Here is a 26,031-nt window from a genome sequence, read left to right as displayed (position 1 = left end):
GGGGGGGGGGCGGGGGCCGCCCCCCCCCCCCCCCCACCGCTGCCCCCCACCCCCCTTCCTCCCTCCCCGAGGAGTGATCGTGAACGCCGAGAACGCCCTCCGCCGCCGACTCCTGCTCACCGGTGCGGCGGCCGGCCTGGTCGCCGCCACCACCCTGCCGGGCACCGCCCACGCGCGGGACGCCGACGTCGTCGAGCCGGACATCGACAGCACCCGGACCTGGGGCGCCCGTCCCCCCGGGGGGACCATCCGCCTCCTCGACCACCGCCCGAGCAGGATCGTCGTCCACCACACGGTGAGCGCCAACACCTCCGACTTCTCCCGCGCCCGGGCGCACGCCCACGCCCACTGGGTCCAGGACCTGCACATGGACAAGAACGGGTGGGTCGACACCGGCTACCACTTCCTGGTCAGCCGGGGCGGCTGGATCACCGAGGGCCGGCACGGCAGTCTGAAGGCCCTCACCGGCGGAACCACCTTCCCCCTCGGCACGCACACCGCCGGGCAGAACGACTACGCCGTCGGGATCGCGTGCGAGGGCGCGTACCACGACGGCGCGGTACCGCCCGGGGCCCAGTGGGAGGTCCTGGTGACCCTGTGCGCGTACACGTGCTCCCGGTACCGCGTTCCGTCCGGGCAGATCTACGGCCACAAGGACTACGGCGACACCCTCTGCCCGGGGGTCGTCCACGACATGCTGCCCCGGCTGCGCGCCGAGGTGGCGGCCCTGCTGGCGTGACGGCCGCCGGGCCGGGATCCGCGGGCGGCGAAGGAGTCCGGGTGCCCGGGCGGCCCGGCCCGGGGCCCTTCCCTCCCGTGGGCCGAAGGCGCGTCGGGCCCGGCCTGTACATCTCCGTCGGCATCGGGGCCGACGGGCCCGTCCCCGGCCCGTACTCCCTGCCGAGTCCGGGCGCGCCGGTCACCGGGGGCAGGACGCCGACGGGTTCCGGACCGCCGGTTCCCGAGGAGCGGACGTTCTGCCGGGAACCGCGGCCGGCCAGTGAGGAGTTCGTCCCCGAGGCGCCGGCCGTGAGCGGACCGGACCGGGACCGGCTCGGCGCCGAGGGCGCCGAGCCGGTCCGGGCGGTGCGGGAGTTCACCGGCCGGGTGCGTGCCGCGGGGCCGGTGCCCAGCCGGTGATGTGCGGTTGTCCGGCGCCGTACGACCGGCCGTTCCTGTACCGGTGCCCGATCCGCTTCACCGGCTCCCGTCCCTTCGGGCACTCGGGCTGCCTGGGCATGAAGCCCCTCCACACCACCGGGGCGGGGCTGCCGCTGCGGGCGGTGGCCGAGGGCACCGTGCCGCGCGAGCCGCTCCCCCGGCGCGGGCACCCCCTCCCCCGAGCCCTCGCTCGAGCAGGGTGCGCCCCCGTCAACTCGGACGACGCGATCGGGCAGGCCGGGCTGTTCGCGAACCTCATGGCGTGGCCGGGGCCTTCACAGCCGTGATCTCCTCGCCCGCCTCCATCGGGTGGGTGACGTCGGCCGCTTCGCGGCTGCCGTTGCCCAGGTGGTTGAAGACGAAGTTCAGCAGGACCGCCATCACGCAGCCCGTGGAGATGCCGGAGTCCAGGATGATCCGGGCCGTCTCCGGGAAGGAGTGGTAGAACTCCGGCGCGCTGATCGGGATGATGCCGACGGCCAGCGAGACGGCCACGATGAGGACGTTGTTGTCCTTGTCCAGTCCGGCCCGGACCAGGGTCTGGATGCCGCTGGCCGCGACCGAACCGAAGAGGACCACGCCGGCGCCGCCGAGCACCGGGCGCGGTACGACGGCGATCAGCGAGGCGGCCATCGGACACAGGCCCATCAGCACCAGGAAGCCTCCGCCGGTGGCGACGACGTACCGGCTGCGGATCTTCGTCATCGCGACCAGACCGATGTTCTGGGCGAAGGCGCTGCACATGAAGCCGTTGAACAGCGGGCTGATCGCGGAGCCGAGGGTGTCGGCGCGCAGGCCGGCCGCGATGGTCTTCTCGTCCGCCGGGCGGTCGACGATCTCGCCCAGCGCCAGCATGTCGGCGGTGGACTCGGTCATGGAGACCACCATCACCACGCACAGCGAGATGATCGCGGCGAGCTGGAACTGCGGGGCGCCGAAGTGGAACGGTGTCGGGAAGCCGACGATGCTCGCCTCCGCGACCGGCGAGAAGTCCGTGACTCCGAACGGGATCGCGAGGAGCGTACCGCCCACCAGGCCGAGCAGGACGGCGATCTGCTTGACGAAGCCGCGGGTGAAGCGGCGCAGCAGCAGGACCATCACGAGGGTGGCGGCGGCCAGACCGAGGTTGGTCGTCGAACCGAAGTCGTCCGCCGAGGGGCTCGCTCCCTGTGCCCAGCCGAAGGCGACCGGCAGCAGCGAGACACCGATGAGGGTGATCACCGTGCCGGTGACGACCGGCGGGAAGAAGCGGACCGCCTTGCTGAAGAAGGGGGACACGAGGAAGCCGAGGAGGCCGGCGACGATCACCGCCCCGAAGATGATCGGCAGGGCGTCGTCCTTGTCCTCGGTGGAGGCGACGATCGCGGTCATCGGGGCGACACCGGCGAAGGTGACGCCGTTGACGAAGGGCAGCCGGGCGCCGATCTTCCAGATGCCGAGGGTCTGCAGGAAGGTGGCGAGGCCCGCGGTGAACAGGCAGGCGCCGGTGAGGAAGGTGAGTTCGGTGCCGGTGAGACCGATGGCCGCGCCGACGATCAGGGGTGGGGCGACGACGCCCGCGTACATGGCGGCCACATGCTGCAGGCCGGTGGTCGCCATCTTGAGCGCGGGGAGTTTTTCGTCAACGGGGTGGTCGGCCACTGCGGCTCTCCTCCGGTCGGTTACACGTCGGCTTTGACGTGGGTGTCATGGAGGTGTTGCGGGTGGTCGTGCGGGACCGGGGACGGATCCGCCCGGCCGGGGACGTCGTCCCCGGGCCGAACGGTGGGCCGTTCCGGGGCGCGCGCGTCCACGCGCGCCCCGGAGACGGCTGCCGCGCACCCCTGTCGGGGTCCACGGTCGCCGGCCGGGAGCCGTCCCTCTCGGCCGGAGTCTTCGAGGTGTTCAGTTCTGCGCGGCGATCCGTGCCAGCCGCTGTGCCTCGGCACGGGTCGTGCGGGCGATCGTGTCCTCGTCGGCCGTGAGCAGCCGGCCGTTCTCCACGATCTGCCTGCCGTTCACGAAGGAGGCGGTGACCGGGGCCGCCGCGCCGAGGACCAGCGCGGTCACCGGGTCGGCGATGGAGGCGTGGGCGAGCGTGTCCATCCGCCACAGCACCAGGTCGGCGAGCTTGCCCGGCTCCAGGGAACCGATCTCGTCGGCGCGGCCGAGCACCCGGGCCCCGCCGTGGGTGCCGAGCCGCAGCGCCTGCCGGGCGTTCAGGGCGGCCTCGCGGTGGACACCGAGACGATTGATCAGCAGGGCGTTGCGCAGTTCGGTGTGCAGTTCGCCGGACTCGTTGGAGGCCGTGCCGTCCACGCCGAGGCCGACCGGGACGCCGGCCGCGAGCAGGTCGGGGACGCGGGCGATGCCGGCCGCGAGACGGGCGTTGGAGGAGGGGCAGTGGGCGACGCCGGTCCCCGTCCGGGCGAAGGCGTCGATGTCGGAGTCGTTCATGTGGACGCAGTGCGCCATCCACACGTCCTCGCCGAGCCAGCCGGTGGACTCGAAGTAGTCGGTCGGGCCCATGCCGAACAGCTCGTGGCAGAACTTCTCCTCCTCCGCGGTCTCCGAGCCGTGGGTGTGCAGGCGCACGCCGAGGCGCCGGGCCAGCCCGGCCCCTTCCCGCAGCAGTTCGGTGGAGACGGAGAAGGGGGAACAGGGGGCGACGGCGACCTGGGTCATCGCGCCGAAGGAGGCGTCGTGGTGCTCCCGTACGGTCTCCTCGGTCGCGGCCAGGGCATCCTCGAGGGTCTCGACGGCGAAGTCCGGGGGCAGTCCGCCGTCCTTCTCGCCGCGGTCCATGGAGCCGCGGGCGAGGGTGAGGCGGACGCCCATGTCGCGGGCGGCGCGGATGACGGCGCCGGCCAGGTCACCGGAGCCCCGCGGGAAGACGTAGTGGTGGTCCGTGGCGGTGGTGACCCCGCCGCGGGCCATCATCGCGAGCGAGCCCTGGGCCGCCGCGTGCACCATCGGCTCGTCGATGCGCGCCCAGGTCGGGTAGAGCGCGACGAGCCAGTCGAACAGGTTGTGGTCGGTGGCCAGGCCCCGGGTGATCCACTGGTAGAAGTGGTGGTGGGTGTTGACCAGACCGGGAGTCACCAGATGCCCGCCGGCGTCGATGCGGCGGACGACGTTCTCCAGGCCCTCGGGGGCCCCGCCCGCGCCGAGCGACTCGATGCGGTCGCCGGCGAGGACGAGGTGACCGGAGGCGTACTCGGTGTCCTTCGCGTCGACGGTCGCGATCGCGCAGTTCTCGATGACGATGCGCTGGGCTGCTGCCATGGTTCGTCCCTTGTGTTCTCGGGTTCCTTCTGCGGGCAGGGCACGGCAGGACCCCGGGAGTTCTGGGTGCCGCGGCCGGGGAGGCGGCCGCGTGTGCCGAAGGAGGCGGGTGCCCTCGGCGGACCGAGGGCACCGGGTGGGTCAGAGGTTGGTGAGGTCCACCGGGATGCGCGCCTCGCAGCCGTCGCGCAGGACGGTGGCCTCGATCAGGCCGTAGGGGCGGTCGGCGGCGAAGTACACCTCGTTGTCGTTCTTCAGCCCGAACGGCTCCAGGTCCACCAGGAAGTGGTGCTTGTTCGGGAGGGAGAAGCGGACCTCGTCGATCTCGCTGCGGTTGTTGATGATCCTCGCGCCCATCTGGTACAGCGTCTGCTGGAGCGAGAGGGAGTAGGTCTCGGCGAAGGCCTGGAGCATGTGCTTCTTGGTCTGCTCGTAGGACTTCTCCCAGTGGGGCATCTTCTGCTCGTCGTCGGTCCAGTTGAAGCGCCAGCGGCCGGACACCTCGGTGGCGAGGATGCGGTCGTAGGCCTCCTGGAGCGTCGTGTACTTGTCCTTGACGTAGCCCCAGAACTCGGAGTTGGTCGAGTTCATCACCACCAGGTCCTTCAGACCGGATATCACCTCCCACTTCTCGCCGTCGTAGGTGATCTGGGTGAGGCGGACCTCCTGGCCCCTGCGCACGAAGGAGTGCTTGACCTCGTCGGCGCCGATGAACTTGGAGTTGGCGTCGGAGGTGGCGATCCGCTCCCAGGCGTATTCCTCGATGCGGATGCGCGCCCGGTGGATGGGCTCCTGCGAGGTGACGAAGTGGCGGGCGAGATGGATGCCGAACTGCTCGGCGGACTCGATTCCGTACTCCTTGGCGAACGCGAACACCGTGTTCTTGGTGGTGTCGGTCGGCAGGACGTTGGCGTTGGAGCCGGAGTAGTGGACCTCCTCCATGTCGCCGGACAGGGCGACCGAGACGTTCAGGTCCTTGATGTGGTGGGTGGCGCCGTCCCGCGTGATCTTGACGACTCGGTTCTCGGCCTTGCCGTACTGGTTCTGTCCCAGGATGGTCGGCATGTAGCTAGCTCCCTCGGTAAACGGAGTAGCCGAACGGGTTGAGCAGCAGCGGCACGTGGTAGTGCTCGCCCGGCACGACGGCGAACGTGATCGCCACCTCCGGGAAGAACACCGCGGGGCCGCTGTCCCGATTCGCGGGGGCGTCCTGCTGCGCATCGGCTTGCTTCTTCGCAGTTTTCTCGAAGTACGGCTCGACCGCGAAGTCGAGTCGTACGTGGGTGGTCCCCTCCGGCAGCGCCGGGAGGTCCTTGCACCGCCCGTCCGCGTCGGTCACGGAGCCGCCGAGCGCCTGCCAGTCCCCTCCCCGCCCGTCCTGGGCGGGCTGCCCCGAGCGGGCGGAGAGGTGGACGGCGACGCCCTCGGCGGGGCGGCCGGCGCTGGTGTCCAGGATGTGCGTGGACACGGAGGCGGTGGTCTCGGTGCTCATGCTGCGTCAGTCCTCTTCGACGAGTCGGGCCAGCCGGATACGGTTGATCTTCCCCAGCTCGGTGCGGACGATCTCGCGCTCCTGCTCCGGCGCGTTGCCGATGCGTTCCTTGACCGCGTCGCGCATCTGCTCGCCGGTCCGGCCGGTGGCGCAGATGAGGAACACATGGCCGAACTTCTCCTGGTAGGCCAGGTTCAGTTCGAGCATCTCCGCCTTGAGCCCCTCCGAGGCGCCGGCCATGCCGCTCTGTTCCCTGGCGGAGGTCGGGTCGCCGGGCTTGGGGCGGCCGATCGGCGGGTGCCCGGCCATCGCCTCCTCCAGGTCCGCCGCGGTCAGTTCCGCCATGGCGGCGTCACTGGCGGCGTACAGGTCCTCGGCGGTGGCGTACGGGCGGGCGGCGAGCAGGCGCCGGGCCCACGCCGTGGAGGCGCACGCCTCGTGCAGTGCGGCGAAGGCCGCGTGCTCCTCCAGGGCGTTGAAACGGGCCAGGCCCAAGGGCGTGGAAGTCGACGTCACGGGAGCCTCCGTGGCCGCGAACGGCCTTCGTGCTGAACGGGCGTGCCGATAGTGAACGCGGTCACGGACAGCTCGTCAACAGTTTGTTGAAAATTCGGGGGAACATATACGAGTCCGCCACGACGCTCCCCCGGATCGCCTCCAGCATGCGCCCACAACGCCTCGGGCCGCCCCCCGGATGCCGGGGGGCGGCCCGTGACCGCCCATGGAATCCGCAGGTCAGGAGTTCTTCTCGCGGTTGAGGTAGTTGTAGACGGTGAAGCGGCTGACGCCGAGCGCGCTCGCCACGGTCTCCACGCCGTGCCGCACGGAGAAGGCGCCGCGCGCCTCCAGACTGCGGACGATCTCCTGTTTGGCCCTGCGGTCCAGGTCCGCGAGCGGCATGCCCTTCCTGCGCTCCAGGGCGGCGAGGATGTGGTCGAGGGAGTCCGCGAGCTGCGGCAGGCGTACGGCGACGACGTCGGCGCCCTCCCAGGACAGCACGACGTCATCGGTGCCCGCCTCGTCCGGCGGGAGCATCTCGCCGCCCATGGCGTCGACCAGCGGCTTCACCGCCGCGATGAAGGCAGCGTCGCCGGCGCCGGTCACCGCTCGTCCTCCCCCACCACGTTGACCTGGAGCGAGATACGGGTGGCGCCGGCCGTCAGGGTCCGGCGCAGCAGCGCGTCCACGGCGGTGAGCACCGCGTCGGCGCTGCCCTCGGCGGTGTTGCCGAACGGGCCGACGTCCACGGCGTCCAGTTCGGCCGCCTCGATGATCTCGCGGGCCACGACCGCGTGCCCGGGCGCCTCGTCGAGATCGAAGGGCTCGGTCGTGAACTCCACTCTCAAACGCATCACTCGCACTGCCCCCATGACATCGGCTCCGGCCCGCTCATCCTCTCAGCCATCCGGCCGGGAGGGCACGTCCGCGCACATTCTGCCGCCGGGGCACCGGCGGTGCGCCGCGGGCCGCCCGGGTCCGGATGCCGCTCGGCCGCATGTCGCAGGGGTGGGAGGTGAGCGGCGCCGGCGCGCCGCGAGCCCTTCGCACCGCCCCCGCTCCCGCGCCGGACGCGGGAGCGCTTTTTCACGGCCGCTCTTGACAGCCCCTCCCGGCCACAGGCAATCTTCCAATACGCAGAAATCAACTTCCGCGATACGAAATACACAGGGAAGGAGCGCGGCCCCGATGGGATTCGCAGACCAGCGCTTCAACGTCAACCTGTCGATCCTCTTCACGGAACTCCCGCTCCTGGAGCGCCCCGCGGCCGCCGCCGCGGCCGGCTTCACCGCGGTCGAGCTGTGGTGGCCCTGGGTCGACTCCCCCACCCCCGAGCAGTCCGAGCTCGACGCGCTGAGGAAGGCGATCCAGGACGCGGGCGTACGGCTCACGGGCCTGAACTTCTACGCCGGACAGCTGCCCGGCCCGGACCGCGGCGCGCTGTCGGTCCCCGGCGAGGAGTCGGAGCGGTTCCGCGCCAACGTCGACGTGGCCGCCGCGTTCGCCGAGTCGGTCGGCTGCAGGGCCCTCAACGCGCTGTACGGCAACCGGGTCGACGGCGTGGACCCGGCCGAGCAGGACGCGCTCGCGCTGGAGAACCTCGCGCTCGCCGCCCGGGCCGCCGACCGGATCGGCGCGGTCCTGCTGATCGAGGCGCTGAACAAGCCCGAGTCGCCGCTGTACCCGCTGGTGTCGGCGCCGGCCGCCGTGGAGGTCGTCGACAAGGTCAACGCGGCCACGGGACTGGGCAACGCCCGCTTCCTGATGGACCTGTACCACCTGTCGATGAACGGCGAGGACCTGCCCGCCGTGATCGAGCGGTACACCGCGAAGACCGGTCACGTGCAGATCGCCGACAACCCCGGCCGCGGCGCCCCCGGCACGGGCTCGCTCCCGCTGGAGGACCTCCTCGACCGGCTGCGGAAGGCGGGCTACGAGGGCTGGGTGGGCCTGGAATACAAGCCGGGCGACCGCCCGAGCCGCGAAGCCTTCGGCTGGCTGCCGGAAGAAGCCCGCGCCGCCCGCTGAGCGCCCCCCCCGGGGGCTGCCACCCCCGGGGCCATCCGGGACCACCGGCCGCCGCATCGGCCCGCACGGCCTCCTCCGCGACCGCCGGACGTCCTCACCCGCCGGACCGGCCGAGTCCCCACCGGCCGGCGTCCCATCGCAGCACAGCAGTCAGAGAGGCACTCCCACCATGAGCAATCTCCCCAAGATCTCCTGGATCGGCCTCGGCATCATGGGCTCCCCCATGTCCGAGAACCTGATCAAGGCGGGGTACCGGGTCACCGGCTACACCCTGGAGCAGGAGAAGCTGGACCGGCTGGCCGCCGCCGGCGGCACCGCCGCCTCCTCCCTCGCCGAGGCGGTCCGGGACGCCGACGTGATCATCACGATGGTGCCCGCGTCCCCGCAGGTCGAGGCCATCGCGTACGGTCCCGACGGCATCCTCGAGAACGCGCGCTCCGGCGCCCTGCTGATCGACATGTCCTCGATCACCCCGCAGACGTCGGTCGACCTGGCCGCCGCCGCGAAGGACAAGGGCATCCGGGTGCTCGACGCTCCCGTGTCCGGCGGTGAGGCCGGCGCCATCGAGGCGGTGCTGTCCATCATGGTCGGCGGCGAGCAGGCCGACTTCGACGAGGCCAAGCCGATCTTCGAGGCGCTGGGCAGGACCATCGTGCTGTGCGGTCCGCACGGCTCCGGCCAGACCGTGAAGGCCGCCAACCAGCTGATCGTCGCCGTGAACATCCAGGCGTGCGCCGAGGCCGTGGTCTTCCTCGAGAAGTCGGGCGTGGACCTGAAGGCGGCGCTGGACGTCCTCAACGGCGGCCTGGCCGGCTCGACCGTGCTGACACGGAAGAAGGACAACTTCCTCAACCGCGACTTCAAGCCGGGCTTCCGCATCGACCTGCACCACAAGGACATGGGCATCGTCACCGACGCCGCCCGCACCGTCGGCGCGGCCCTGCCCGTCGGTGCGGTGGTCGCCCAGCTGGTGGCGAGCCTGCGCGCCCAGGGCGACGGCGGCCTGGACCACTCCGCGCTGCTGCGGGCGGTCGAGCGCCTGTCCGGCGCGCGGGTCTGACCCGCACCCCGAGACCTCCGGGCGGCGCCGGCGCCGACACCTGTCCTGTCGCGCCCAAGGCGGCGGCGCCGCCCGGACCCCTGCCCCACCGTTCAACAAACTGTTGACGCCCCGATCTCCACGAACCTAGGCTCCACGAAGCGGAAACAGCTTTCCGCTGCCCCTCGCATGGAAGGTCCACGATGTCGAAGCGCGTGCTCACCACCGAGTCCGGCGCCCCGGTCGCCGACAACCAGAACTCCGCCACCGCCGGCGTCGGCGGCCCGCTGCTGCTCCAGGACCAGCACCTGCTGGAGAAGCTCGCGCGCTTCAACCGCGAGCGCATCCCGGAGCGCGTGGTGCACGCCCGCGGGTCCGGCGCGTACGGCCACTTCGAGGTGACCGACGACGTCACCGGCTTCACCCACGCCGACTTCCTGAACGAGATCGGCAAGCGCACCGAGGTGTTCGTGCGCTTCTCCACGGTGGCCGACTCGCTCGGCGGCGCGGACGCGGTGCGCGACCCGCGCGGCTTCGCGGTCAAGTTCTACACCCGGGAAGGCAATTACGACCTCGTCGGGAACAACACCCCGGTGTTCTTCATCAAGGACCCGATCAAGTTCCCCGACTTCATCCACTCGCAGAAGCGCGACCCGTTCACGGGCCGTCAGGAGCCGGACAACGTCTGGGACTTCTGGGCGCACTCCCCCGAGGCCACCCACCAGGTGACCTGGCTGATGGGCGACCGCGGCATCCCGGCCTCGTACCGGCACATGAACGGCTACGGCTCGCACACCTACCAGTGGACGAACAGCGAGGGCGAGGCCTTCTTCGTCAAGTACCACTTCAAGACGAACCAGGGCATCCGCTGCCTGTCCACCGAGCAGGCGCAGGAGATCGCGGGCCAGGACCCGGCCTCCCACCAGACGGACCTGCTCCAGGCGATCGAGCGGGGCGTGCACCCCTCCTGGACGCTGTACGTGCAGCTCATGCCGGTCGCCGAGGCGGCCGACTACCGCTTCAACCCGTTCGACCTGACCAAGGTGTGGCCGCACAAGGACTACCCGCTGCAGCGGGTCGGCCGGCTGGTGCTGGACCGCAACCCGGACAACGTCTTCGCCGAGGTCGAGCAGGCCGCGTTCTCCCCGAACAACTTCGTGCCGGGCATCGGCCCCTCCCCCGACAAGATGCTCCAGGGCCGCCTGTTCGCCTACGCGGACGCCCACCGCTACCGCCTGGGCGTCAACCACACCCAGCTCGCGGTGAACGCCCCGAAGGCCGTGCCCGGCGGTGCGGACAACTACGGCCGGGACGGCTTCATGGCCTCCAACGCCCAGGGCCGCCACGCCAAGAACTACGAGCCCAACTCCTACGACGGCCCGGTCGAGACCGGCCGCCCGCTGTCCGCGCCGCTCGCCGTCTCCGGTCACACCGGCACGCACCCGGCCCCGCAGCACACCAAGGACGACGACTTCTTCCAGGCGGGCGAGCTGTACCGGCTGATGTCGGCGGAGGAGAGGTCCCGTCTGATCGCCAACATCGCCGGCGGCCTCGCCCAGGTCTCCCGCGACGACGTGATCGAGAAGAACCTCGCACACTTCCACGCCGCCGACCCGGAGTACGGCAAGCGCGTGGAGGAGGCGGTCCGCGCCCTGCGCGAGGACTGAGCGCGACGACTCGCGTACGGCCCCTGACGGGAGGTCGGGTCCGTACGCGCAAGCCCGCGGGGACGTGGTGCGGCCCGGATGAGGGGTGACCGTACGAGGTCCCGCGGGCGGGGCAAGGGCGCCGCGGCGGCGTGCGAGCCAGTGCGGTGGTGAAGGCCGCGGGACTCCTTCTTCGACCTGAGGGGAGGGGTTCCGGGGCCGTCGCACCCGCCGCGGTCCCGAGCCCCTCCCTCTCACAGACCCCGTCCGGCGGCGCGAACGATCCGTCGCGCCCGGCCTCGCCCCGCCGGACGGCCACCACCGAACACCTCGGCGTCCGGGGATCCGGCCCGGGGTGCGCACCGGCCCGGTGCGCAGCAGCCTGGGGGCATGGCACATCCCACCGAGCACCCGCACATCGTGGTGCACCCCCCGGCCCTGGACGGATCCCGGCGGGTCACCTCCGGCGACGAGACGCTGGGCATCGCCACGCACGCCGACGACGTGAGCGAGATCCTGCGGCTGGCCGACCTGTACGTCACCGACCTCGAGGAGACCGACGTCATCGAGTGGCAGGGCGGCGGCCCCGACGACTGGCCGGGCCTGTCGGAGCACCACGACGCCTGAGCGCGTCCGGGCACCACGTCGCCCGAGCCCGTCTACGGCTTCGGCCGTAGACGGGCTACGGCATCCTCAAATCAACCTCTGAACCGGGCCCCGGAAGGCTTCGACCGCCCCGGCCGGCGGGCACACTCCCCGCACACGGGGCCCGCCGGCACGGGGGCGGCGGGCCCCGGTCCAGGGGGTGTCATGCCATGAGCGGCAGCACGGGCGTCCGGGGGACGCCGCACGAGATCGCCCTGCTGGGCGGCGGCCCGCGCGCCGCAGTGACGGTCGCCGTCGTCGCACTGCACCTGCGGGGCGCCGTGGAGGCGGGCGCGCCGGGGACGCTGCGGGCGGTCGACGGGGAGGCGGGGCGGGCCCTGCCCGCGCTCCCGCCGCCCGGGACCCCGCTGGACGTGTGGCCCGCGGACGGCCCGGGGCCGGCGGAGCCCGTCACCGGCGCGCGGCGGGCGCTGTACCTGGAGAGCGCGGTGTACTCCTGCCTCGGGGAGCCGTCCGAGGTGCGGGAGCTGGTCCGGCACCCGGACGTCCGCTGGGCCGTCGCCGAGGTGCGGGTGGGGCTCGCGGAGGCGGGACTGCTGCGGTATCCGCTGCTCGGGCCGACCAGGGCCGCCCGCCGACGACTGCGGGTCCTGCGGAAGGCGTGTCCGGTGCCCGCGAGCCGGCGCGGCCTGCCGGACCACGACAAGCTGCTCGCCGTCGCCCTGCACGGCGAGACCGCCCTGCGGGTGCTCGTCCCGCGTTTCGCCCTGCGGGCGGGGCTGACCGGCCGGGTGGCGGTGACGGACAGGGGGATGCTGCGGCACTCCCCCCGCGGCGGCATCTACGGCGGAGGCGGATCCTCCTCCTCCTACTACTGCGGCGGAGGCGGCGGAGGCGGCGGGGACTGAGCGCACGGGAAAGGGCAGTCCCGGTCCCGGGACTGCCCTTTCCGCGTCCGTGCGCGTCAGGCCTTCAGCGTCCTGACCGCCGTCGGGGCGTGCCCCGGCTCGGTGGCCAGCTCCTCGAACTCCACGACGTCGGAGATGTCGTTGGTGCCCGACATGGAGATGTTGGTGACGCGCTCGAGGATCGCCTCCACGACGACCGGCACCTGGAACTCGGCGGCGAGCTTCTTGGCCTGCTCGAAGGCCGCGCCCAGCTCGCCGGGGTCGGTCACCCGGATCGCCTTGCAGCCCAGGCCCTCGGCGACCTTGACGTGGTCGACGCCGTAGACGCCCAGTTCGGGCGAGTTGATGTTCTCGAACTCCAGCTTGACCTGGAAGTCGATGTCGAACGCCCGCTGCGCCTGGCGGATCAGGCCCAGGTAGGAGTTGTTGACCAGGACGTGGACGTACGGGATCTTGTGCTGCGCGCCGACGGCCAGTTCCTCGATCATGAACTGGAAGTCGTAGTCGCCGGAGAGGGCGACCACGGGCGCCTCGGGGTCGGCCTTGGCGACGCCGAGCGCGGCCGGGACGGTCCAGCCGAGCGGGCCCGCCTGGCCGCAGTTGATCCAGTGCCGCGGCCGGTAGACGTGCAGCATCTGGGCGCCGGCGATCTGGGAGAGGCCGATGGTGGAGACGTACCGGGTCTCCGGGCCGAAGGCCTTGTTCATCTCCTCGTAGACGCGCTGCGGCTTGATCGGGACGTCGTCGAAGTGCGTACGGCGCTGGAGCGTGGCCTTCTTCTCCTGCGCGGCGGCGGCCCAGGCGGAGCGGTCGGGCAGCTTGCCTGCGGCCTTCAGCTCCTTCGCCGCCTCGACGAACAGCTCCAGCGCGGCCTTGGCGTCGGAGGCGATGCCGTAGTCCGGGGCGAAGATCCTGCCGATCTGGGTGGGTTCGACGTCGACGTGGACGAACGTCCGCCCGGCCGTGTAGACGTCGAGCTTGCCGGTGTGGCGGTTGGCCCAGCGGTTGCCGATGCCGAGGACGAAGTCGGACTCCAGGAAGGTCGCGTTGCCGTAGCGGTGCGAGGTCTGCAGGCCCACCATGCCGGCGTTGAGCTCGTGGTCGTCGGGGATGACGCCCCAGCCCATCAGGGTCGGCACCACCGGGGTGCCGGTCAGCTCGGCGAACTCCACCAGCAGGTCGGCGGCGTCGGCGTTGATGACGCCGCCGCCCGCGACGATCAGCGGGCGCTCGGCGGCGTTCAGCATGCCGATCGCCTTCTCGATCTGCGCGCGGGACGCGGCGGGCCTGTAGACCGGGAGCGGCTCGTAGGTGTCCGGGTCGAACTCGATCTCCGTCATCTGGACGTCGATCGGCAGGTCGATCAGGACCGGCCCGGGGCGGCCGGAGCGCATCAGGTGGAAGGCCTGCTGGAAGACGCCGGGGACCTGCGCGGCCTCCAGGACGGTGACCGCCATCTTGGTCACCGGCTTGGCGATGGAGGCGATGTCGACGGCCTGGAAGTCCTCCTTGTGGATCACGGCGGTCGGAGCCTGGCCGGTGATGCACAGGATCGGGATGGAGTCACCGGTCGCGGAGTACAGGCCGGTGATCATGTCGGTGCCGGCCGGCCCGGAGGTGCCGATGCAGACGCCGATGTTGCCGGGGTGGGTCCGGGTGTAGCCCTCGGCCATGTGGGAGGCGCCCTCCACGTGGCGGGCGAGGGTGTGGGTGATCCCGCCGGAGGCTTTGAGCGCCGCGTAGAACGGGTTGATCGCCGCGCCCGGGACGCCGAACGCGTCGGTGACGCCCTCACGCTTGAGGATTTCAACTGCCGCGCGGGCAGCGGTCATGCGAGCCATCGAGTACTCCTGCTTCGACTGTCGGATTCGCGCTCCCGTCGCGCCCCGCGGTGAGCTCTTCCGCATTGTGGAAAATATCTTCTACGATCTGAAATGAATCTATGCCGGGTGGCCGAAGCCGTCAAGGGAGGGGGCAAGTACCGGACACGCGGAGGGTTCGTGGAGGACGATGGGGGCGCTGCCCAGAGATGCCGTCGTCCGGGAGTGGGCCATGCCCGAGAGCGTCCCGGTGCGCTGTCCGGCCTGCCGTCGCGCGCACCGTTACACGGCACCGCCGTACCCCTGCGCGTGCGGCGCGCCGGTCACCCCGCCGCTGGACCCGGACGCGGTGCCCGTCCCCGTCGGCCACCGCGCCTGGCGGGAGGAGTGGGTCACCGTGCGGTGCGGACACTGCGGGCGCGACGGCGAGTGGCCGCGGCCTGAGCTGGGGTGCCCGTGCGGGACGGTGCTGCGGATCCCGGTGGCCGGCCCGCGGACCCCCGCACCGTCCTCCCCTGCCGTCCCGGCGGCGCCTCGGGGGCGTCCCGCCTTCCGCTCCGTGCCGGTCCGCACCGCGCGGGACGCGGTCACGGCCGCCGTGCTGTATCTGCGCCGGCTCGGCCACGAGGACGTCCGCCGCGCGGACCGGCACCCTCCGGCCGGCATCGGGCTGGCCGGCCGGGGCGTTCTCGCCCAGGTCGATCCGTCGGCGCGTCCGGCGACGCTGCGGGACGTGGAGTGCCTGTGGCTGACGGCGATGACGGAGTCCGCCCGGTGCCTGTACTTCTCCCTCGCCGGATACGCCGAGGACGCCCGGTCCCGCGCCGACGCCCTGGGCGTCCCGCTGTTCCTGCTCGACCTCACCGGCACCCCGCGGCCGGTGAACGGCCCCGCCGACGCGCTGGACCGCGAGGGCGCCTGAAAACCCGGCGACGCGCCCGGCGCGGGCGTCCGATACTCGGCGGATGCGCATCCGCCCCGCCGCCCCCGGCGACCTGCCCGCCCTCCAGGACATCGAACGGGCCGCCGGCGCCCCGTTCCGCGACCTCGGCATGCCGGAGATCGCCGACGACGAACCGCCCGCCCTCGACACCCTGGAGCGCTGCCGGCGGGCCGGCCGCTGCTGGGTCGCGGCCGACGGGCGGGACCGGCCCGCCGGGTACCTGATCGCCGAACCGGTGGACGGCGCGCTGCACGTCGAGCAGGTGTCGGTCCATCCGCGCGCCGCCCGCCGGGGCGTGGGCCGGGCCCTGCTCGCCCACGCGGCGGGGCGCGCCCGCGAGGAGGGACTGACCGCGCTGACGCTGACCACCTTCGCCGAGGTCCCGTGGAACGCCCCCTACTACGCCCGCCTCGGCTTCCGGACGCTGAGCGAGCCCGAACTCACCCCGGGACTGCGGCGGATCCGTGCCGAGGAGGCCGCGCACGGGCTCGACCGGTGGCCGCGCGTGTGCATGCGCGTGGAAGTCCCGCACACCGGCGAGACGATTGCCAGACTGTCTGAATGATGATCAGACTGGCACGCGAGCACGACTTCCCGGGGTTCCTCGGCCTGGCGGCCCAGGTCGAGCAGTGGTTCGGACCGATGGTCGAGGAGCCCGGGTTCCACGACGCGGTGCGCGAGCACATCGCCGACTCCATGGCGCTCGTCGTCCCGTCCTCGGGGCCGGACCTGCTCGGCGGACTGCTGTTCGGGGCCGAGGCTCCGGCGTACCACGTGCACTGGCTCGTCGTCTCGCGCCGGGCCCGGGGCACGGGCGTCGGCAGGGCGCTGATGGCGGACGCGATGCGCAGGTGGGTGCGGGGTCCGGGGCACATCGAGGTCGTCACCTTCGGGGCGGACCACCCCGGTGCCGAGGTCAGCGGCGCCCGCGTGTTCTACGAGCGGCTCGGCTTCACGCCCGCGGAGGCCGCCGACCCGGGCCCGGAGGGCGGCTCCCGGCAGGTCTTCCGCCGGGCCGTCGCCTGACGCGCACGGCACCGGCCCGGAGGGGACGCCGGCCGCGGCGGCACCTCCCCGGGTCGGCGTCCCCGGAGCGGGGTCAGCCGGCCGCGTACCGCTCCCGCAGTTCCACCTTGCGCACCTTCCCGGACACCGTCATGGGGAAGGCGTCGAGGAGTTCGAGCCTGCTCGGGATCTTGTAGTGGGCCAGCCGGTCCCGGCAGAAGGCGTGCAGCTCCTCCAGGGTGAGCGGGTCGGCCGGGTCGCGCGGGACGACGCAGGCGAGGACCTCCTCGCCGTAGCGCTCGTGCGGGACGCCGACGACCTGGACGTCCGCGATCTTGGGGTGGGCGTAGAGGAACTCCTCGATCTCGCGCGGGTAGATGTTCTCCCCGCCCCGGATGATCATGTCCTTGATGCGGCCGACGATCTCCACGTAGCCGTCCTCGCGCATCACCGCGAGGTCCCCGGTGTGCATCCAGCGGCCCGGGTCGACGGCCTCGGCGGTCTTCTCGGGCTCGTTCCAGTAGCCGAGCATCACGCCGTAGCCGCGGGTGCACAGCTCCCCGGCGGAGCCGCGCGGCAAGGTCACGCCGGTGGCCGGGTCGACGACCTTGACCTCGGTGTGCGGCAGGACCCGGCCGACGGTGGCGGTGCGGTGCTCCATGTCGTCGTCCATCCGCGTCTGCAGCGACACGGGGGACGTCTCGGTCATGCCGTAGCAGATGGAGACCTGTTCCATGTGCATCTCGGCGACGACCCGCTTCATCACCTCCACCGGGCAGGGCGAGCCCGCCATGATGCCGGTGCGCAGGGAGGTGAGGTCGTAGGACGCGAAGCCGGGGAGGTTCAGCTCGGCGATGAACATCGTCGGCACGCCGTAGAGCGAGGTGCAGCGCTCCTGCTGGACCGCCACCAGGGTGGCCTCCGGGTCGAAGGAGGGGGCCGGGACGACGATGCAGGCGCCGTGGGAGGTGGCGGCCAGGTTGCCCATCACCATGCCGAAGCAGTGGTAGAAGGGCACCGGCAGGCAGACCCGGTCCTGTTCGGTGTAGCCGATGGTGCGGCCCACCCAGTAGCCGTTGTTGAGGATGTTGTGGTGGGAGAGCGTGGCCCCCTTGGGGAAGCCGGTGGTGCCCGAGGTGTACTGGATGTTGACCGGGTCGTCGCAGCTCAGCCCGGCGGCGATCGCGTCGGTCCGCTCCCGCGGCACGGTGGCGGCGCCCGCGGTCAGCGCGTCCCAGGAGGGGTCGCCGATGTAGACGACCTCCCGCAACTCGGGGCATTTCCCGCGCACTCGGTCCACCAGCGCCCGGTAGTCGCTGCCCTTGTGGGCGAGCGAGGAGATCAGCAGGCGGATCCCGGCCTGCCGGAGCACGTACTCCACCTCGTGCGCGCGGTAGGCCGGGTTGATGTTGACCATGATGACGCCGATGCGGGCCGTGGCGTACTGCACGAGGACCCACTCGGGACAGTTGACCGCCCAGATCCCGACCCGGTCGCCCTTCGTGACGCCCTTCGCCAGCAGTCCGCGGGCCACCTCGTCGACGGCGGCGCCGAACTCGGCGTAGGTCCAGCGCCGTCCGGAGGGGACGTCGACCAGGGCCTCGCGGTCGGGCCACGCGGCGACCGTCCGGTCCAGGTTGGCGCCGATGGTGTCGCCGAGCAGCGGGGTCGTGCTCGTGCCGTGGCTGTACGACGCCGGCGCGGTCACCGGAAGTCCTCCTCGCGGTACTCGTCCGCGCTGCCGGCGGCCGTGGCCTCGCGCAGTTCGACGCGGCGGATCTTGCCGGAGACGGTCTTGGGGAGCTCACCGAACTCCAGGCGGCGGATCCGCTTGTAGGGGGCGAGCGCCTCGCGGGAGTGCTCGAAGAGCACCTTCGCGGTGTCGGGGCCGGGTTCCCAGCCCTCCGCGAGCACGACGTACGCCTTGGGCACGGCCAGGCGCAGCTCGTCCGGGGCGGGCACGACGGCCGCCTCAGCGACCGCCTCGTGCTCCAGCAGCGCGCTCTCCAGCTCGAAGGGGCTGATCTTGTAGTCGGAGGCCTTGAAGACGTCGTCCGCGCGCCCGACGTAGGTGATGTATCCGTCCTCGTCCCGAGCGCCGATGTCGCCGGTGCGGTAGTAGCCGCCGGCCATCACCTCGGCGGTGCGGTCGGGGTCGCCGTGGTAGCCGGTCATCAGGCCCACCGGACGGTCGGACAGGTCGAGCGCGATCTCGCCCTCGGCGGCGCCGGGCGCGCCGGAGACGGGGTCGAGCAGTTCGACGCGGTAGCCGGGGCTGGGGCGTCCCATGGAGCCGGTCTTGAGGACCTGGCCGGGGCTGTTGGAGACCTGCACGGCGGTCTCGGTCTGCCCGAAGCCGTCCCGGATGGTCACGTTCCAGGCGCGCCGGACCTGTTCGATGACCTCGGGGTTGAGCGGCTCACCGGCGGCGACGACCTCGCGGGGCGGGGTGCGCAGCTGGGTCAGGTCGGCCTGGATGAGCATGCGCCACACGGTCGGCGGGGCGCAGAAGGTGGTGACGCCGGCCCGGTCCATCTCGGTCATCAGCCGGGCGGCGTCGAAGCGGGTGTAGTTGTGCAGGAAGACGGTCGCCTCCGCGTTCCACGGGGCGAAGAGGTTGGACCAGGCGTGCTTGGCCCAGCCGGGCGAGGAGATGTTCAGGTGCACGTCGCCGGGTTTCAGGCCGATCCAGTACATGGTGGCCAGGTGCCCGATCGGGTACGACGTGTGGGTGTGCTCGACCAGCTTGGGCCGGGCGGTGGTGCCCGAGGTGAAGTACAGCATCAGGGGGTCGTCGGCGAGGGTGGGCCCGTCGGGCGCGAAGTGCTCGGCGGCGCCGTACGCGTCCGCGTACGGCAGCCAGCTCTCGCCGGCCCCCTCCCCGACCGCGATGCGGGTGTAGTCGCCGGGCACCTCGTCGAACTTCGGGGCGTCCGCGGCGCGCACGATCACGTGCCGGACCCGGCCCCGGTCGACGCGGTCGCGCAGATCGGCCGGGCCGAGCAGCGGGGTGGCCGGGATGACCACGGCGCGCAGTTTCATCGCCGCCAGCGCGGTCTCCCACAGCTCGGCCTGGTTGCCCAGCATCACCAGCACCCGGTCCTCGGCGACCACGCCCCGCTGCCGCAGCCAGTTGGCGACCTGGTCGGAGCGGCGCGCCAGCGCGGCGAAGGACAGCCGGGTCTCGCCGCCGTCCTCCTCGACGAGGTGCAGGGCGGTGCGGTCGTTGCCGTCCGCGATCACGTCGAACCAGTCGAGCGCCCAGTTGAACCGCTCGGGCCGGGGCCAGGTGAAGCCCCGGTAGGCGGTGGCGTAGTCCTCACGGTGTTCCAGCAGGAAGTCCCGGGCCCTGCGGAACGCGTCCGTCGCCGTCGTCATCTGTCCTCCTCGCTCTCCCGGACCATTGCCGGGCGGCTCTCCGACATCGTGTAATCCGTGATGCAGGTCTCACTACCCCCGAACGGGGGGGTGCGCCCGTACAGGAGCCGCGGTGGAGGGGCGAACAGGTGACAGCTGACCCGATGAGGGCGGTCGAGGCGGTGGAGATCCGCAGGGCGCTGGCCCGGCTGCGGCGCGCGACCGGGCTGCCGGTCGCCTTCGGCGGTCTGGTCGAGCCCGGGCGGCGGCAGGTGCGGATCAGTGAGCTGAGCGGCACCGCGACGCCCGCGCTGAGCGCGCTCGCGGTGACCTCCGGCAACGGCCTCGGCGGCAGGGCGGTGGCGCTGGCCCGGCCGTGCGCGGTGACGGACTACTCGGTCTCGCGGCAGATCAGCCACGAGTACGACGCCCCCGTCGCCGCCGAGGGCCTGCGCGCCGTCCTCGCCGTGCCGGTGGTGGTGCGGCGGCGGGTGCGCGGCGTGCTCTACGGCGCCCTGCGCTCGGCCCAGCCGCTCGGCGACCGCACGCTGGGGGTGGCGGTGCAGGCGGCGCGGGACGTGGAGCAGGCCCTGGTGGCGCGCGAGGAGGCGGGTGAGCTGCTGGCGGCGGCCCGTCCGCGGCCGGACCCGGGCGGCCCGGAGCCGGACCCGCGGCCGGACCCGGCGTCCGGGGCCGCCCGGGAGCAGGTGCGGGAGGCGCACGCGGCGCTGCGGGCGCTCGCCCCGCGCATCGCGGACCCCGCCCTGCGGGCCGAGCTGCTCGGGGTGTGTGCCCTGCTCACGGCCGGCGGGGAGCCGTCGGCGACGGTGCGGCTCGCGCCCCGCGAGGTGGACGTGCTCGCCTGTGTGGCGGCGGGGGCGACCAACGCGGTGGCCGCCGAACAGCTCGGGGTGACGGCCGAAACCGTCAAGGGGTATCTGCGCTCGGCGATGCGGAAGCTGGGGGCCCGGACCCGCGGGGAGGCCGTGGTCGCGGCCCGCCGGGCGGGGTGGTTGCCGTAGGTTTGCGGTGTTTTCCCGGACGGGCCATTACCACAGGTACGGCTTTGGTTTTATCGTTGCCCGGCCCGCTGTTATTTCCCTCACCACACCGTCCGTCCGAAATTAAAGAACCTGTTGCCTAATATTGGCCGGGACACGCCACACGGAGGGAGCGGTGACCGTGCGACGGGACTTCGAGGAGCCTGCCAGGTGCCGCCCCGACCTGGTCATCGGCCGGGAGGAGCTGTTCTCCGACGCGCGCGGGCAGCTCGCCCGCGGCGGAAGCGTGCTGCTCCACGGGCCCGCCGGAATAGGAAAGTCGACCGTGCTGCGGGCACTTGCGGCGGAAAACACCGGTGCGGCACGGACGGTGTTGCGCTGTTCGGCCACGGAGTCCGAATCCCACCTGCCGTTCCTGGCGCTGGCCGACCTGTTCGGCCTGGTCCTCGACAGGGTCTCCGCCCGGCTGCCCGCCGCCCAGCGCACCGCCCTGGAGTCGGCGCTCACCGGACGCGGCGAGTCCACCCTCCAGCGGGACGGGCTCGCGCTGCGCCTGGCGGTGCTGTCCACGCTGCGCGCGCTGGCCGCCGAGGGCCCGGTCCTCGTCGTCGCCGACGATCTGCAGTGGCTGGACTCGGCCAGCGCCGAACTCCTCGGCTTCGCGGCCCGGCGGCTCGGCGACACCCCGGTGCAGATGGTGTGCGCGGTGCGCACGGAGGGCCAGGAGTACGACCGTCACCTGCGCGCCTGCCCGCCGGACACGCTCGCCGTGCGGCTGGGCCCGTTCTCCCGCACCCAGGTGTCGGCGCTGCTCGACCATCGCGGCTACACCGGTCTGTCCCGCTCCACGGTCCGTGACATCCACCGCACCAGCGGCGGCAACCCGCTCTTCGCGCTGGAACTGGGCCGCGCCCTCGCCGAGAGCCCCACCCGCCCCCGCCCGGGCGAGCCGCTGCCGGTGCCGACCTCGCTGCGGGCCCTGGTGCTGAGCCGTCTGGAGATGCTGTCGGACGACGCGCGCCGCACCCTGCTGGTGGCCAGCGCGGGTGCCCGTCCCACCCTGGCGCTGCTGCACGCGGCCGGCCGGGACGACGCCGAGGCGGAGACCGCTCAGGCCGCCGCCCTGGGGCTGCTGACGACGGATCCGGAGGAGCCGGCCCTGCGCTTCGCTCATCCGCTGATCTCGGCGGCCCTGTACGCGGAGGCCCCGGCGCACGAGCGGCGGGCGGCGCACACCGCGCTGTCCACGGCCGCCTCCGACCCCATCGAGCGGGCCCGGCACCTGGCCCTGGCGACCACCGGCACCGATCCGGAGGTGGCGGCCCGGCTCGCCGAGGCCGCCGCGCTGGCCCGGGACCGCGGGGCGCCCTCGGTCGCCGCCTCGCTCGGGCTGCTCGCCGCCCGGCACACCCCGGCCGGCAGCGCGCCGGGCCCGGACGAGCGGCGGCTGCAGGCCGCCGAGGACGCGATCACCGCCGGAGAGGCCGACCTCGCCCGGGACATCGCGCGGGAGGTGCTGACCCGGGCCACGGTGCCGGCGGAGCGGGTGCGGGCCTGGATGGTGGTCATCGAGGCGGCCGGGCAGGCGCTCGGCGAGGTCGACGCCGTCTTCCCGCAGGTGCTGGCCGACGCCGGCGACGACCCGCGGCTGCTCGCCCTGGTCCACTACCAGCTGGCGTGGCGCGAACTGGTGGTGGACGGCGACTTCGCCAAGGCCCGGCAGGAGGCCGCGCACGCGGCGGAGCTGGCCGCCCGGGGCGGGGACCGGCGCACCGAGCTGATGGCGCTCGCCTTCCAGTCCTCCACCGAGACCCTGATGGGCCACCCGGACGCCCCCGCCACCATCAAACGGGCCCTGAAGGAGCCCCAGGACCCCTTCGTGGCCTGCCACCACAACGGCGCGGGCATGGCCAGGTTCCGGTGGCTGTTCATGAGCGACCGGCTGCCGGAGGCGCGTACGGCCATCACCGCGCTGCTGCGCGAGGCGCGGCGGCGCGGCATGGTCGAGAGCGAGGTGCACTTCCTGCGCTTCCTCGCCGACACGGAGCTGCGGGCCGGGCACTGCGGCCGGGCCCTGGACCTGGCCCGCGAGAGCCTGCGGCTGGCCCGGGACTCCGGGATCGGCGAGGGCGCCTCGGCGATGCTGGCCTCGCTGGCGGAGGCCTCGGGCGGGGACGTGGACCGGGCGCTGGCGCTGGCCCGGGAGGCCGCGGACCACGCCGAGGTGGACGGCGACCAGATGTACCTCTCCCGCGCCCTGGCCGCCCTCGGCTACGCCCAGTTGGTCGCCGGGGACGCGGCCGCCGCGGTCCGCTCGCTGCGCCGGGTGCGGGAGCTGGAGCACGCCATGGGCATCAGCGACCCGGCGCGGGGCCGCTGGCACGGCGACCTCGCCGAGGCGCTGGTGCGGATCGGCGAACCCGGCGAGGCGCAGGAACTCATCAACGTCACCCGGGGGCACGCGCTGCGCCTGGACCGCGCGAGCGTACTGGCCACGCTGGACCGAGCCGAGGCGCTGGTGCGCGCCGCGCGCGGTGAACACCAGGCCGCGCAGGCGCAGTTGGTGTCGGCGCAGGACCGGTTCGGCAGGCTGGGCCACGGCCTGGAGGAGGCGCGGGCGGCGTTCGCGCTGGCCCGGCTGCGCGCCCGGGGCCCCGGACCGGCCGCGTACGACGAGGCCGCCCGGCTGTTCCGGCGCTGCCGCGCGCTGCCCTGGCTGCGCCAGGTGGACGAGGCCGTGGCCGCCGGTCCCGCCCGGGCGGAGACGGCGCACGCCACCACACCGGCCGCCCTGGACGGGCTCGCCTCGATGGAGCGGCAGGTGGCCGCGCTGGTGATGGAGGGCGCCACCAACCGGGAGATCGCCGGCCGGCTGTTCATCAGCGTGAAGACCGTCGAGGCGACCCTCACCCGGGTGTACCGCAAGCTGGGGATCCGTTCGCGGGTCGACATCGTCCGACTGGCGGCGGGGCGCCACACACCGTGACCGCACCGCGGTCCGCGCGGTCCGGGTGGCGGCGACCGAGGGTTTTCCCTGCCCAACTCCCTTAGGGGGTTCCCTCATTGGGAGGGTCACGCTCCGGCTCGTAGCGTGAACCCGTGCCGCTCGCCGGGCACACGGGGGCCGGCCCCGAGGCCCTCGTGCTCCACCCCCACCCCGCGCGCCCCCACCGGCAACCCCACGAGGAGACCCATGCCCGGGCTCACCCGCGCCAGGAAGGCCGCCGCCGTGGCGGCCACCGCTGCCGCCGCCGCGACCGCACTGCTCACCGCCCCCTCCGCCGTCGCCGCTCCGCAGCCGGTCGTCGGCGGTACGACGACCACGACGTCCGCGTACCCGTTCATGATGCAGATCACCGACGCCTCGCAGGACCAGTTCTGCGGCGGCACCCTGGTGGCGCCCACCAAGGTGGTCACGGCCGCGCACTGCATGGTCGGCGAGACCACGAGCAGCGTGCGCGTGGTCGGCGGGCGCACCTACCTCAACGGCACCAACGGCACGGTGGCGAGAGTCAGCGGGATCTGGATCCACCCGGACTACAGACGCGTCACCCGGGGCGACGACGTGGCGGTGCTGACGCTGTCGACGCCGATGCCGTACACCCCGGCGGGATACGTGTCGTCGACGGACACCTCGGTGTACGCGGCCGGCACCACCGCCCGCATCCTCGGCTGGGGCACCACCTCCTCGGGCGGCAGCTCCTCCAACCAGCTGCGCACCGCGACCGTGCCGACCGTCTCCGACGCCAGCTGCCGTGGCTCGTACGGCTCCCGGTTCGTGCAGAGCGACATGGTGTGCGCCGGGTACGCCTCCGGCGGCGTGGACACCTGCCAGGGCGACAGCGGCGGGCCGCTGCTCATCGGGGGCCGCCTCGCGGGGATCACCTCCTGGGGCGACGGCTGCGCGGCGGCCGGCTACCCGGGCGTGTACACCCGGCTGACCACGTTCTCCGGACAGGTCACGGCCCAGATCAACTCATAGGGTCCCACGAGTTCCTGAGTACTCCTCAGGCAGCAGACCAGGGGGCGTTGCGGGCTTCCACGAGCAGCCCGCAACGCCCCCTCTCCATGGGGAGACCGGGCGGGGTCACCCCCGCACCGTTCCGAAGCGGATGTCGTACGCCGTGCCCGGGTGCAGGGTGCGGAGCATCCGCTCCCCCTCCGCGATGACCTCCGCCCGCCCGGTCCCGGTGAGCCGGCCGAACGGCTCGATGACGAGGGCGTCCTCCTCCAGCCGCCACAGGCCCGCCAGGAAGCCGTCGACGAGGAGGGTGCGGTGGGCGATGTTCCCCTGCCAGGCACGGCCCCGGAACTCGGGCGGCACGACGCGCGTGCGGTCGGCGTGGGAGAGCAGCAGGTTGTCGAACTCGGGCAGGAAGCGCGGCGGTGCCGGGGTGTCCGGGTCGGGCCGGGGCGCGTCCGGGAGGTCGAAGAGCTCGGCGCCGTTGCCGTCGCGGAAGGTGACGAGCCGCGGCCGGAGGCGCTCGAAGGCCTCGCGCAGCCGGGTCAGTCCGGCCCAGGTCTGCATGTCCTGCACGGTGGCCGGGCCGAAGGCGGCGAGGTAGCGCAGCACGGTGTCGTCGGGCGCGGGCGCCGGCTCGGCGGAGCGGCCCAGCCAGTGCTCGGCGGTGGTGAGCGTGACCTGGCCGCTGCGGCCCCACAGTCCGCGCGGGGTGATCTGGACGAGCGGCAGTCTGCAGCGGGCGGCGACGGACAGGGCCCGCGGGTCGGCGTCGGGCCACTCCTCCAGCAGGGCCTCGCGCAGCTGCTTCATGGTGCGCGGCTCCTCCTCGACGAGCTCGCGGGCCAGGGCCGCGAGCCGGTCCAGGTCGACGCCGGCGAGACCCCTGCGGAAGCCGGTGAGCTCGCGGTCGCGGGCGGGCTGCACCAGCGGCCGCAGGGTGAGGCAGTCGTGGGCGGTGTGGGTGTGGATGGTCGAGCGCAGCGTGACGATGCGGACGAGCGCGCGGTCGGCCATCGGCCGGGACAGCGCCTGAGGGGTGAAGCCGTCGAGCCGGGCGGCGAGCGCGTAGTACGGCGGCTTGACGTTCTGCGCCTGGAGCCCGACCAGGTGCGACACCGCGGCCTCGGCGGACATCGGCGAGCGGCGCAGCAGGAGCTGCCGCTCGAGGGTGGCCCGGTTCAGGGCCCGGGTGCCGAGCACACCGGCGGGCGACGGGGTGGCGCTCCGCTTCGTCTTCGTCATACCGGCACGCTAGCGGGGCTTGCGGTCAGCTTCTGTCCGCGAGGGGTGACCCGCCAC

General features: G+C 73.0%; 24 protein-coding genes. 13 read left to right on the top strand and 11 right to left on the bottom strand.

The window, feature by feature from the left end; all coding sequences use genetic code 11:
* Positions 1-79: 79 nt before the first annotated feature.
* Positions 80-739 (top strand): peptidoglycan recognition family protein, encoded by a 660-nt coding sequence (locus RIM90_RS12060; RefSeq protein WP_309060645.1) that lies wholly within the window; start codon positions 80-82, stop codon positions 737-739.
* Positions 740-816: 77 nt separating this feature from the next.
* Complete coding sequence (locus RIM90_RS12055; RefSeq protein WP_309060644.1) at positions 817-1,140, top strand: hypothetical protein; 324 nt, start codon at positions 817-819, stop codon at positions 1,138-1,140.
* A gap of 276 nt (positions 1,141-1,416) precedes the next feature.
* On the opposite strand, the gene RIM90_RS12050 is transcribed toward RIM90_RS12055, so the two are convergent.
* From RIM90_RS12050 to RIM90_RS12020, 7 genes are all read right to left on the bottom strand, one after another.
* A complete protein-coding gene (locus RIM90_RS12050; RefSeq protein WP_309060643.1) occupies positions 1,417-2,802 on the bottom strand; it encodes a nucleobase:cation symporter-2 family protein in 1,386 nt (461 codons plus the stop codon).
* A gap of 243 nt (positions 2,803-3,045) precedes the next feature.
* Positions 3,046-4,425: an 8-oxoguanine deaminase gene (locus RIM90_RS12045; RefSeq protein WP_309060642.1), complete on the bottom strand. Its 1,380-nt coding sequence runs from the start codon at positions 4,423-4,425 to the stop codon at positions 3,046-3,048.
* Between the two features lie 141 nt (positions 4,426-4,566).
* Positions 4,567-5,490: a factor-independent urate hydroxylase gene (gene pucL / locus RIM90_RS12040; RefSeq protein ID WP_309060641.1), complete on the bottom strand. Its 924-nt coding sequence runs from the start codon at positions 5,488-5,490 to the stop codon at positions 4,567-4,569.
* A 4-nt stretch (positions 5,491-5,494) separates the two neighbouring features.
* Positions 5,495-5,917: a hydroxyisourate hydrolase gene (gene uraH, locus RIM90_RS12035; RefSeq protein WP_309060640.1), complete on the bottom strand. Its 423-nt coding sequence runs from the start codon at positions 5,915-5,917 to the stop codon at positions 5,495-5,497.
* A gap of 6 nt (positions 5,918-5,923) precedes the next feature.
* Positions 5,924-6,433, bottom strand: coding sequence for a 2-oxo-4-hydroxy-4-carboxy-5-ureidoimidazoline decarboxylase (gene uraD / locus RIM90_RS12030; protein WP_309060639.1), 510 nt, complete (start codon positions 6,431-6,433; stop codon positions 5,924-5,926).
* A gap of 219 nt (positions 6,434-6,652) precedes the next feature.
* Positions 6,653-7,021, bottom strand: coding sequence for a helix-turn-helix domain-containing protein (locus RIM90_RS12025; RefSeq protein WP_309060638.1), 369 nt, complete (start codon positions 7,019-7,021; stop codon positions 6,653-6,655).
* Complete coding sequence (locus RIM90_RS12020) at positions 7,018-7,269, bottom strand: hypothetical protein (protein WP_309060637.1); 252 nt, start codon at positions 7,267-7,269, stop codon at positions 7,018-7,020. Before RIM90_RS12020 ends, RIM90_RS12025 begins: the two co-directional genes overlap by 4 nt.
* Before the next feature lie 334 nt (positions 7,270-7,603).
* On the opposite strand from RIM90_RS12020, the gene RIM90_RS12015 reads away from it, so the two are divergent.
* From RIM90_RS12015 to RIM90_RS11995, 5 genes are all read left to right on the top strand, one after another.
* A complete protein-coding gene (locus tag RIM90_RS12015; protein ID WP_309060636.1) occupies positions 7,604-8,443 on the top strand; it encodes a TIM barrel protein in 840 nt (279 codons plus the stop codon).
* A 169-nt stretch (positions 8,444-8,612) separates the two neighbouring features.
* The gene (locus tag RIM90_RS12010; protein ID WP_309060635.1) at positions 8,613-9,503 is read left to right on the top strand and encodes a 2-hydroxy-3-oxopropionate reductase; all 891 of its coding nucleotides are present in this window, start codon (positions 8,613-8,615) and stop codon (positions 9,501-9,503) included.
* Between the two features lie 182 nt (positions 9,504-9,685).
* Entirely contained in the window at positions 9,686-11,149 is a 1,464-nt protein-coding gene (locus tag RIM90_RS12005) for a catalase (RefSeq protein ID WP_309060634.1), read from the top strand.
* A 369-nt stretch (positions 11,150-11,518) separates the two neighbouring features.
* A complete protein-coding gene (locus RIM90_RS12000; RefSeq protein WP_309060633.1) occupies positions 11,519-11,755 on the top strand; it encodes a hypothetical protein in 237 nt (78 codons plus the stop codon).
* A 188-nt stretch (positions 11,756-11,943) separates the two neighbouring features.
* Positions 11,944-12,642 carry a TIGR04222 domain-containing membrane protein gene (locus RIM90_RS11995; protein WP_309060632.1) on the top strand — a complete coding sequence of 233 codons (699 nt, stop codon included), beginning with the start codon at positions 11,944-11,946 and terminating at the stop codon, positions 12,640-12,642.
* A 56-nt stretch (positions 12,643-12,698) separates the two neighbouring features.
* Here the strand turns inward: RIM90_RS11995 and gcl are convergent, their stop codons facing one another.
* Positions 12,699-14,483 (bottom strand): glyoxylate carboligase, encoded by a 1,785-nt coding sequence (gene gcl, locus RIM90_RS11990; protein WP_309060631.1) that lies wholly within the window; start codon positions 14,481-14,483, stop codon positions 12,699-12,701.
* Between the two features lie 211 nt (positions 14,484-14,694).
* Between gcl and RIM90_RS11985 the strand changes: the two genes are divergently transcribed.
* From RIM90_RS11985 to RIM90_RS11975, 3 genes are read left to right on the top strand one after another with little or no spacing between them, the layout of a single operon-like run.
* Positions 14,695-15,384 carry a hypothetical protein gene (locus RIM90_RS11985; protein ID WP_309060630.1) on the top strand — a complete coding sequence of 230 codons (690 nt, stop codon included), beginning with the start codon at positions 14,695-14,697 and terminating at the stop codon, positions 15,382-15,384.
* Between the two features lie 43 nt (positions 15,385-15,427).
* Positions 15,428-15,970 carry a GNAT family N-acetyltransferase gene (locus RIM90_RS11980; protein WP_309060629.1) on the top strand — a complete coding sequence of 181 codons (543 nt, stop codon included), beginning with the start codon at positions 15,428-15,430 and terminating at the stop codon, positions 15,968-15,970.
* A complete protein-coding gene (locus RIM90_RS11975) occupies positions 15,967-16,431 on the top strand; it encodes a GNAT family N-acetyltransferase (protein WP_309060628.1) in 465 nt (154 codons plus the stop codon). Before RIM90_RS11980 ends, RIM90_RS11975 begins: the two co-directional genes overlap by 4 nt.
* Before the next feature lie 73 nt (positions 16,432-16,504).
* On the opposite strand, the gene RIM90_RS11970 is transcribed toward RIM90_RS11975, so the two are convergent.
* Together RIM90_RS11970 and RIM90_RS11965 are read right to left on the bottom strand one after the other, a co-directional pair.
* Positions 16,505-18,118 carry an AMP-binding protein gene (locus RIM90_RS11970; RefSeq protein ID WP_309060627.1) on the bottom strand — a complete coding sequence of 538 codons (1,614 nt, stop codon included), beginning with the start codon at positions 18,116-18,118 and terminating at the stop codon, positions 16,505-16,507.
* The gene (locus RIM90_RS11965) at positions 18,115-19,788 is read right to left on the bottom strand and encodes an AMP-binding protein (RefSeq protein WP_309060626.1); all 1,674 of its coding nucleotides are present in this window, start codon (positions 19,786-19,788) and stop codon (positions 18,115-18,117) included. Before RIM90_RS11965 ends, RIM90_RS11970 begins: the two co-directional genes overlap by 4 nt.
* Before the next feature lie 143 nt (positions 19,789-19,931).
* On the opposite strand from RIM90_RS11965, the gene RIM90_RS11960 reads away from it, so the two are divergent.
* The 3 genes from RIM90_RS11960 (at position 19,932) to RIM90_RS11950 (ending at position 24,750) form a co-directional block, all read left to right on the top strand.
* Positions 19,932-20,789, top strand: coding sequence for a helix-turn-helix transcriptional regulator (locus tag RIM90_RS11960; RefSeq protein WP_309060647.1), 858 nt, complete (start codon positions 19,932-19,934; stop codon positions 20,787-20,789).
* Between the two features lie 154 nt (positions 20,790-20,943).
* A complete protein-coding gene (locus tag RIM90_RS11955) occupies positions 20,944-23,754 on the top strand; it encodes an AAA family ATPase (protein WP_309060625.1) in 2,811 nt (936 codons plus the stop codon).
* A gap of 207 nt (positions 23,755-23,961) precedes the next feature.
* Positions 23,962-24,750 carry a serine protease gene (locus RIM90_RS11950; RefSeq protein WP_309060624.1) on the top strand — a complete coding sequence of 263 codons (789 nt, stop codon included), beginning with the start codon at positions 23,962-23,964 and terminating at the stop codon, positions 24,748-24,750.
* A 105-nt stretch (positions 24,751-24,855) separates the two neighbouring features.
* On the opposite strand, the gene RIM90_RS11945 is transcribed toward RIM90_RS11950, so the two are convergent.
* Complete coding sequence (locus RIM90_RS11945; protein WP_309060623.1) at positions 24,856-25,974, bottom strand: winged helix DNA-binding domain-containing protein; 1,119 nt, start codon at positions 25,972-25,974, stop codon at positions 24,856-24,858.
* Positions 25,975-26,031: the final 57 nt, after the last annotated feature.

It is taken from the genome of Streptomyces sp. (assembly GCF_031181555.1).
In the GTDB taxonomy this organism is placed as follows: Bacteria; Actinomycetota; Actinomycetes; order Streptomycetales; family Streptomycetaceae; genus Streptomyces; species Streptomyces fimbriatus.
This window is presented reverse-complemented; position numbering and strand designations above follow the sequence as displayed.

Bases quoted from the DNA above. Each gene is read 5' to 3' on its own strand.
- RIM90_RS11965 (WP_309060626.1), bottom strand. From the start codon at position 19,788: ATGACGACGGCGACGGACGCGTTCCGCAGGGCCCGGGACTTCCTGCTG.
- RIM90_RS12000 (WP_309060633.1), top strand. From the start codon at position 11,519: ATGGCACATCCCACCGAGCACCCGCACATCGTGGTGCACCCCCCGGCC.
- RIM90_RS12010 (WP_309060635.1), top strand. From the start codon at position 8,613: ATGAGCAATCTCCCCAAGATCTCCTGGATCGGCCTCGGCATCATGGGC.
- RIM90_RS11975 (WP_309060628.1), top strand. From the start codon at position 15,967: ATGATGATCAGACTGGCACGCGAGCACGACTTCCCGGGGTTCCTCGGC.
- RIM90_RS11985 (WP_309060630.1), top strand. From the start codon at position 14,695: ATGCCCGAGAGCGTCCCGGTGCGCTGTCCGGCCTGCCGTCGCGCGCAC.
- pucL (WP_309060641.1), bottom strand. From the start codon at position 5,490: ATGCCGACCATCCTGGGACAGAACCAGTACGGCAAGGCCGAGAACCGA.
- RIM90_RS11945 (WP_309060623.1), bottom strand. From the start codon at position 25,974: ATGACGAAGACGAAGCGGAGCGCCACCCCGTCGCCCGCCGGTGTGCTC.
- RIM90_RS11995 (WP_309060632.1), top strand. From the start codon at position 11,944: ATGAGCGGCAGCACGGGCGTCCGGGGGACGCCGCACGAGATCGCCCTG.
- RIM90_RS12005 (WP_309060634.1), top strand. From the start codon at position 9,686: ATGTCGAAGCGCGTGCTCACCACCGAGTCCGGCGCCCCGGTCGCCGAC.
- RIM90_RS12020 (WP_309060637.1), bottom strand. From the start codon at position 7,269: ATGCGTTTGAGAGTGGAGTTCACGACCGAGCCCTTCGATCTCGACGAG.
- RIM90_RS12015 (WP_309060636.1), top strand. From the start codon at position 7,604: ATGGGATTCGCAGACCAGCGCTTCAACGTCAACCTGTCGATCCTCTTC.
- RIM90_RS11960 (WP_309060647.1), top strand. From the start codon at position 19,932: ATGAGGGCGGTCGAGGCGGTGGAGATCCGCAGGGCGCTGGCCCGGCTG.
- gcl (WP_309060631.1), bottom strand. From the start codon at position 14,483: ATGGCTCGCATGACCGCTGCCCGCGCGGCAGTTGAAATCCTCAAGCGT.
- RIM90_RS11980 (WP_309060629.1), top strand. From the start codon at position 15,428: ATGCGCATCCGCCCCGCCGCCCCCGGCGACCTGCCCGCCCTCCAGGAC.
- RIM90_RS12045 (WP_309060642.1), bottom strand. From the start codon at position 4,425: ATGGCAGCAGCCCAGCGCATCGTCATCGAGAACTGCGCGATCGCGACC.
- uraH (WP_309060640.1), bottom strand. From the start codon at position 5,917: ATGAGCACCGAGACCACCGCCTCCGTGTCCACGCACATCCTGGACACC.
- RIM90_RS11950 (WP_309060624.1), top strand. From the start codon at position 23,962: ATGCCCGGGCTCACCCGCGCCAGGAAGGCCGCCGCCGTGGCGGCCACC.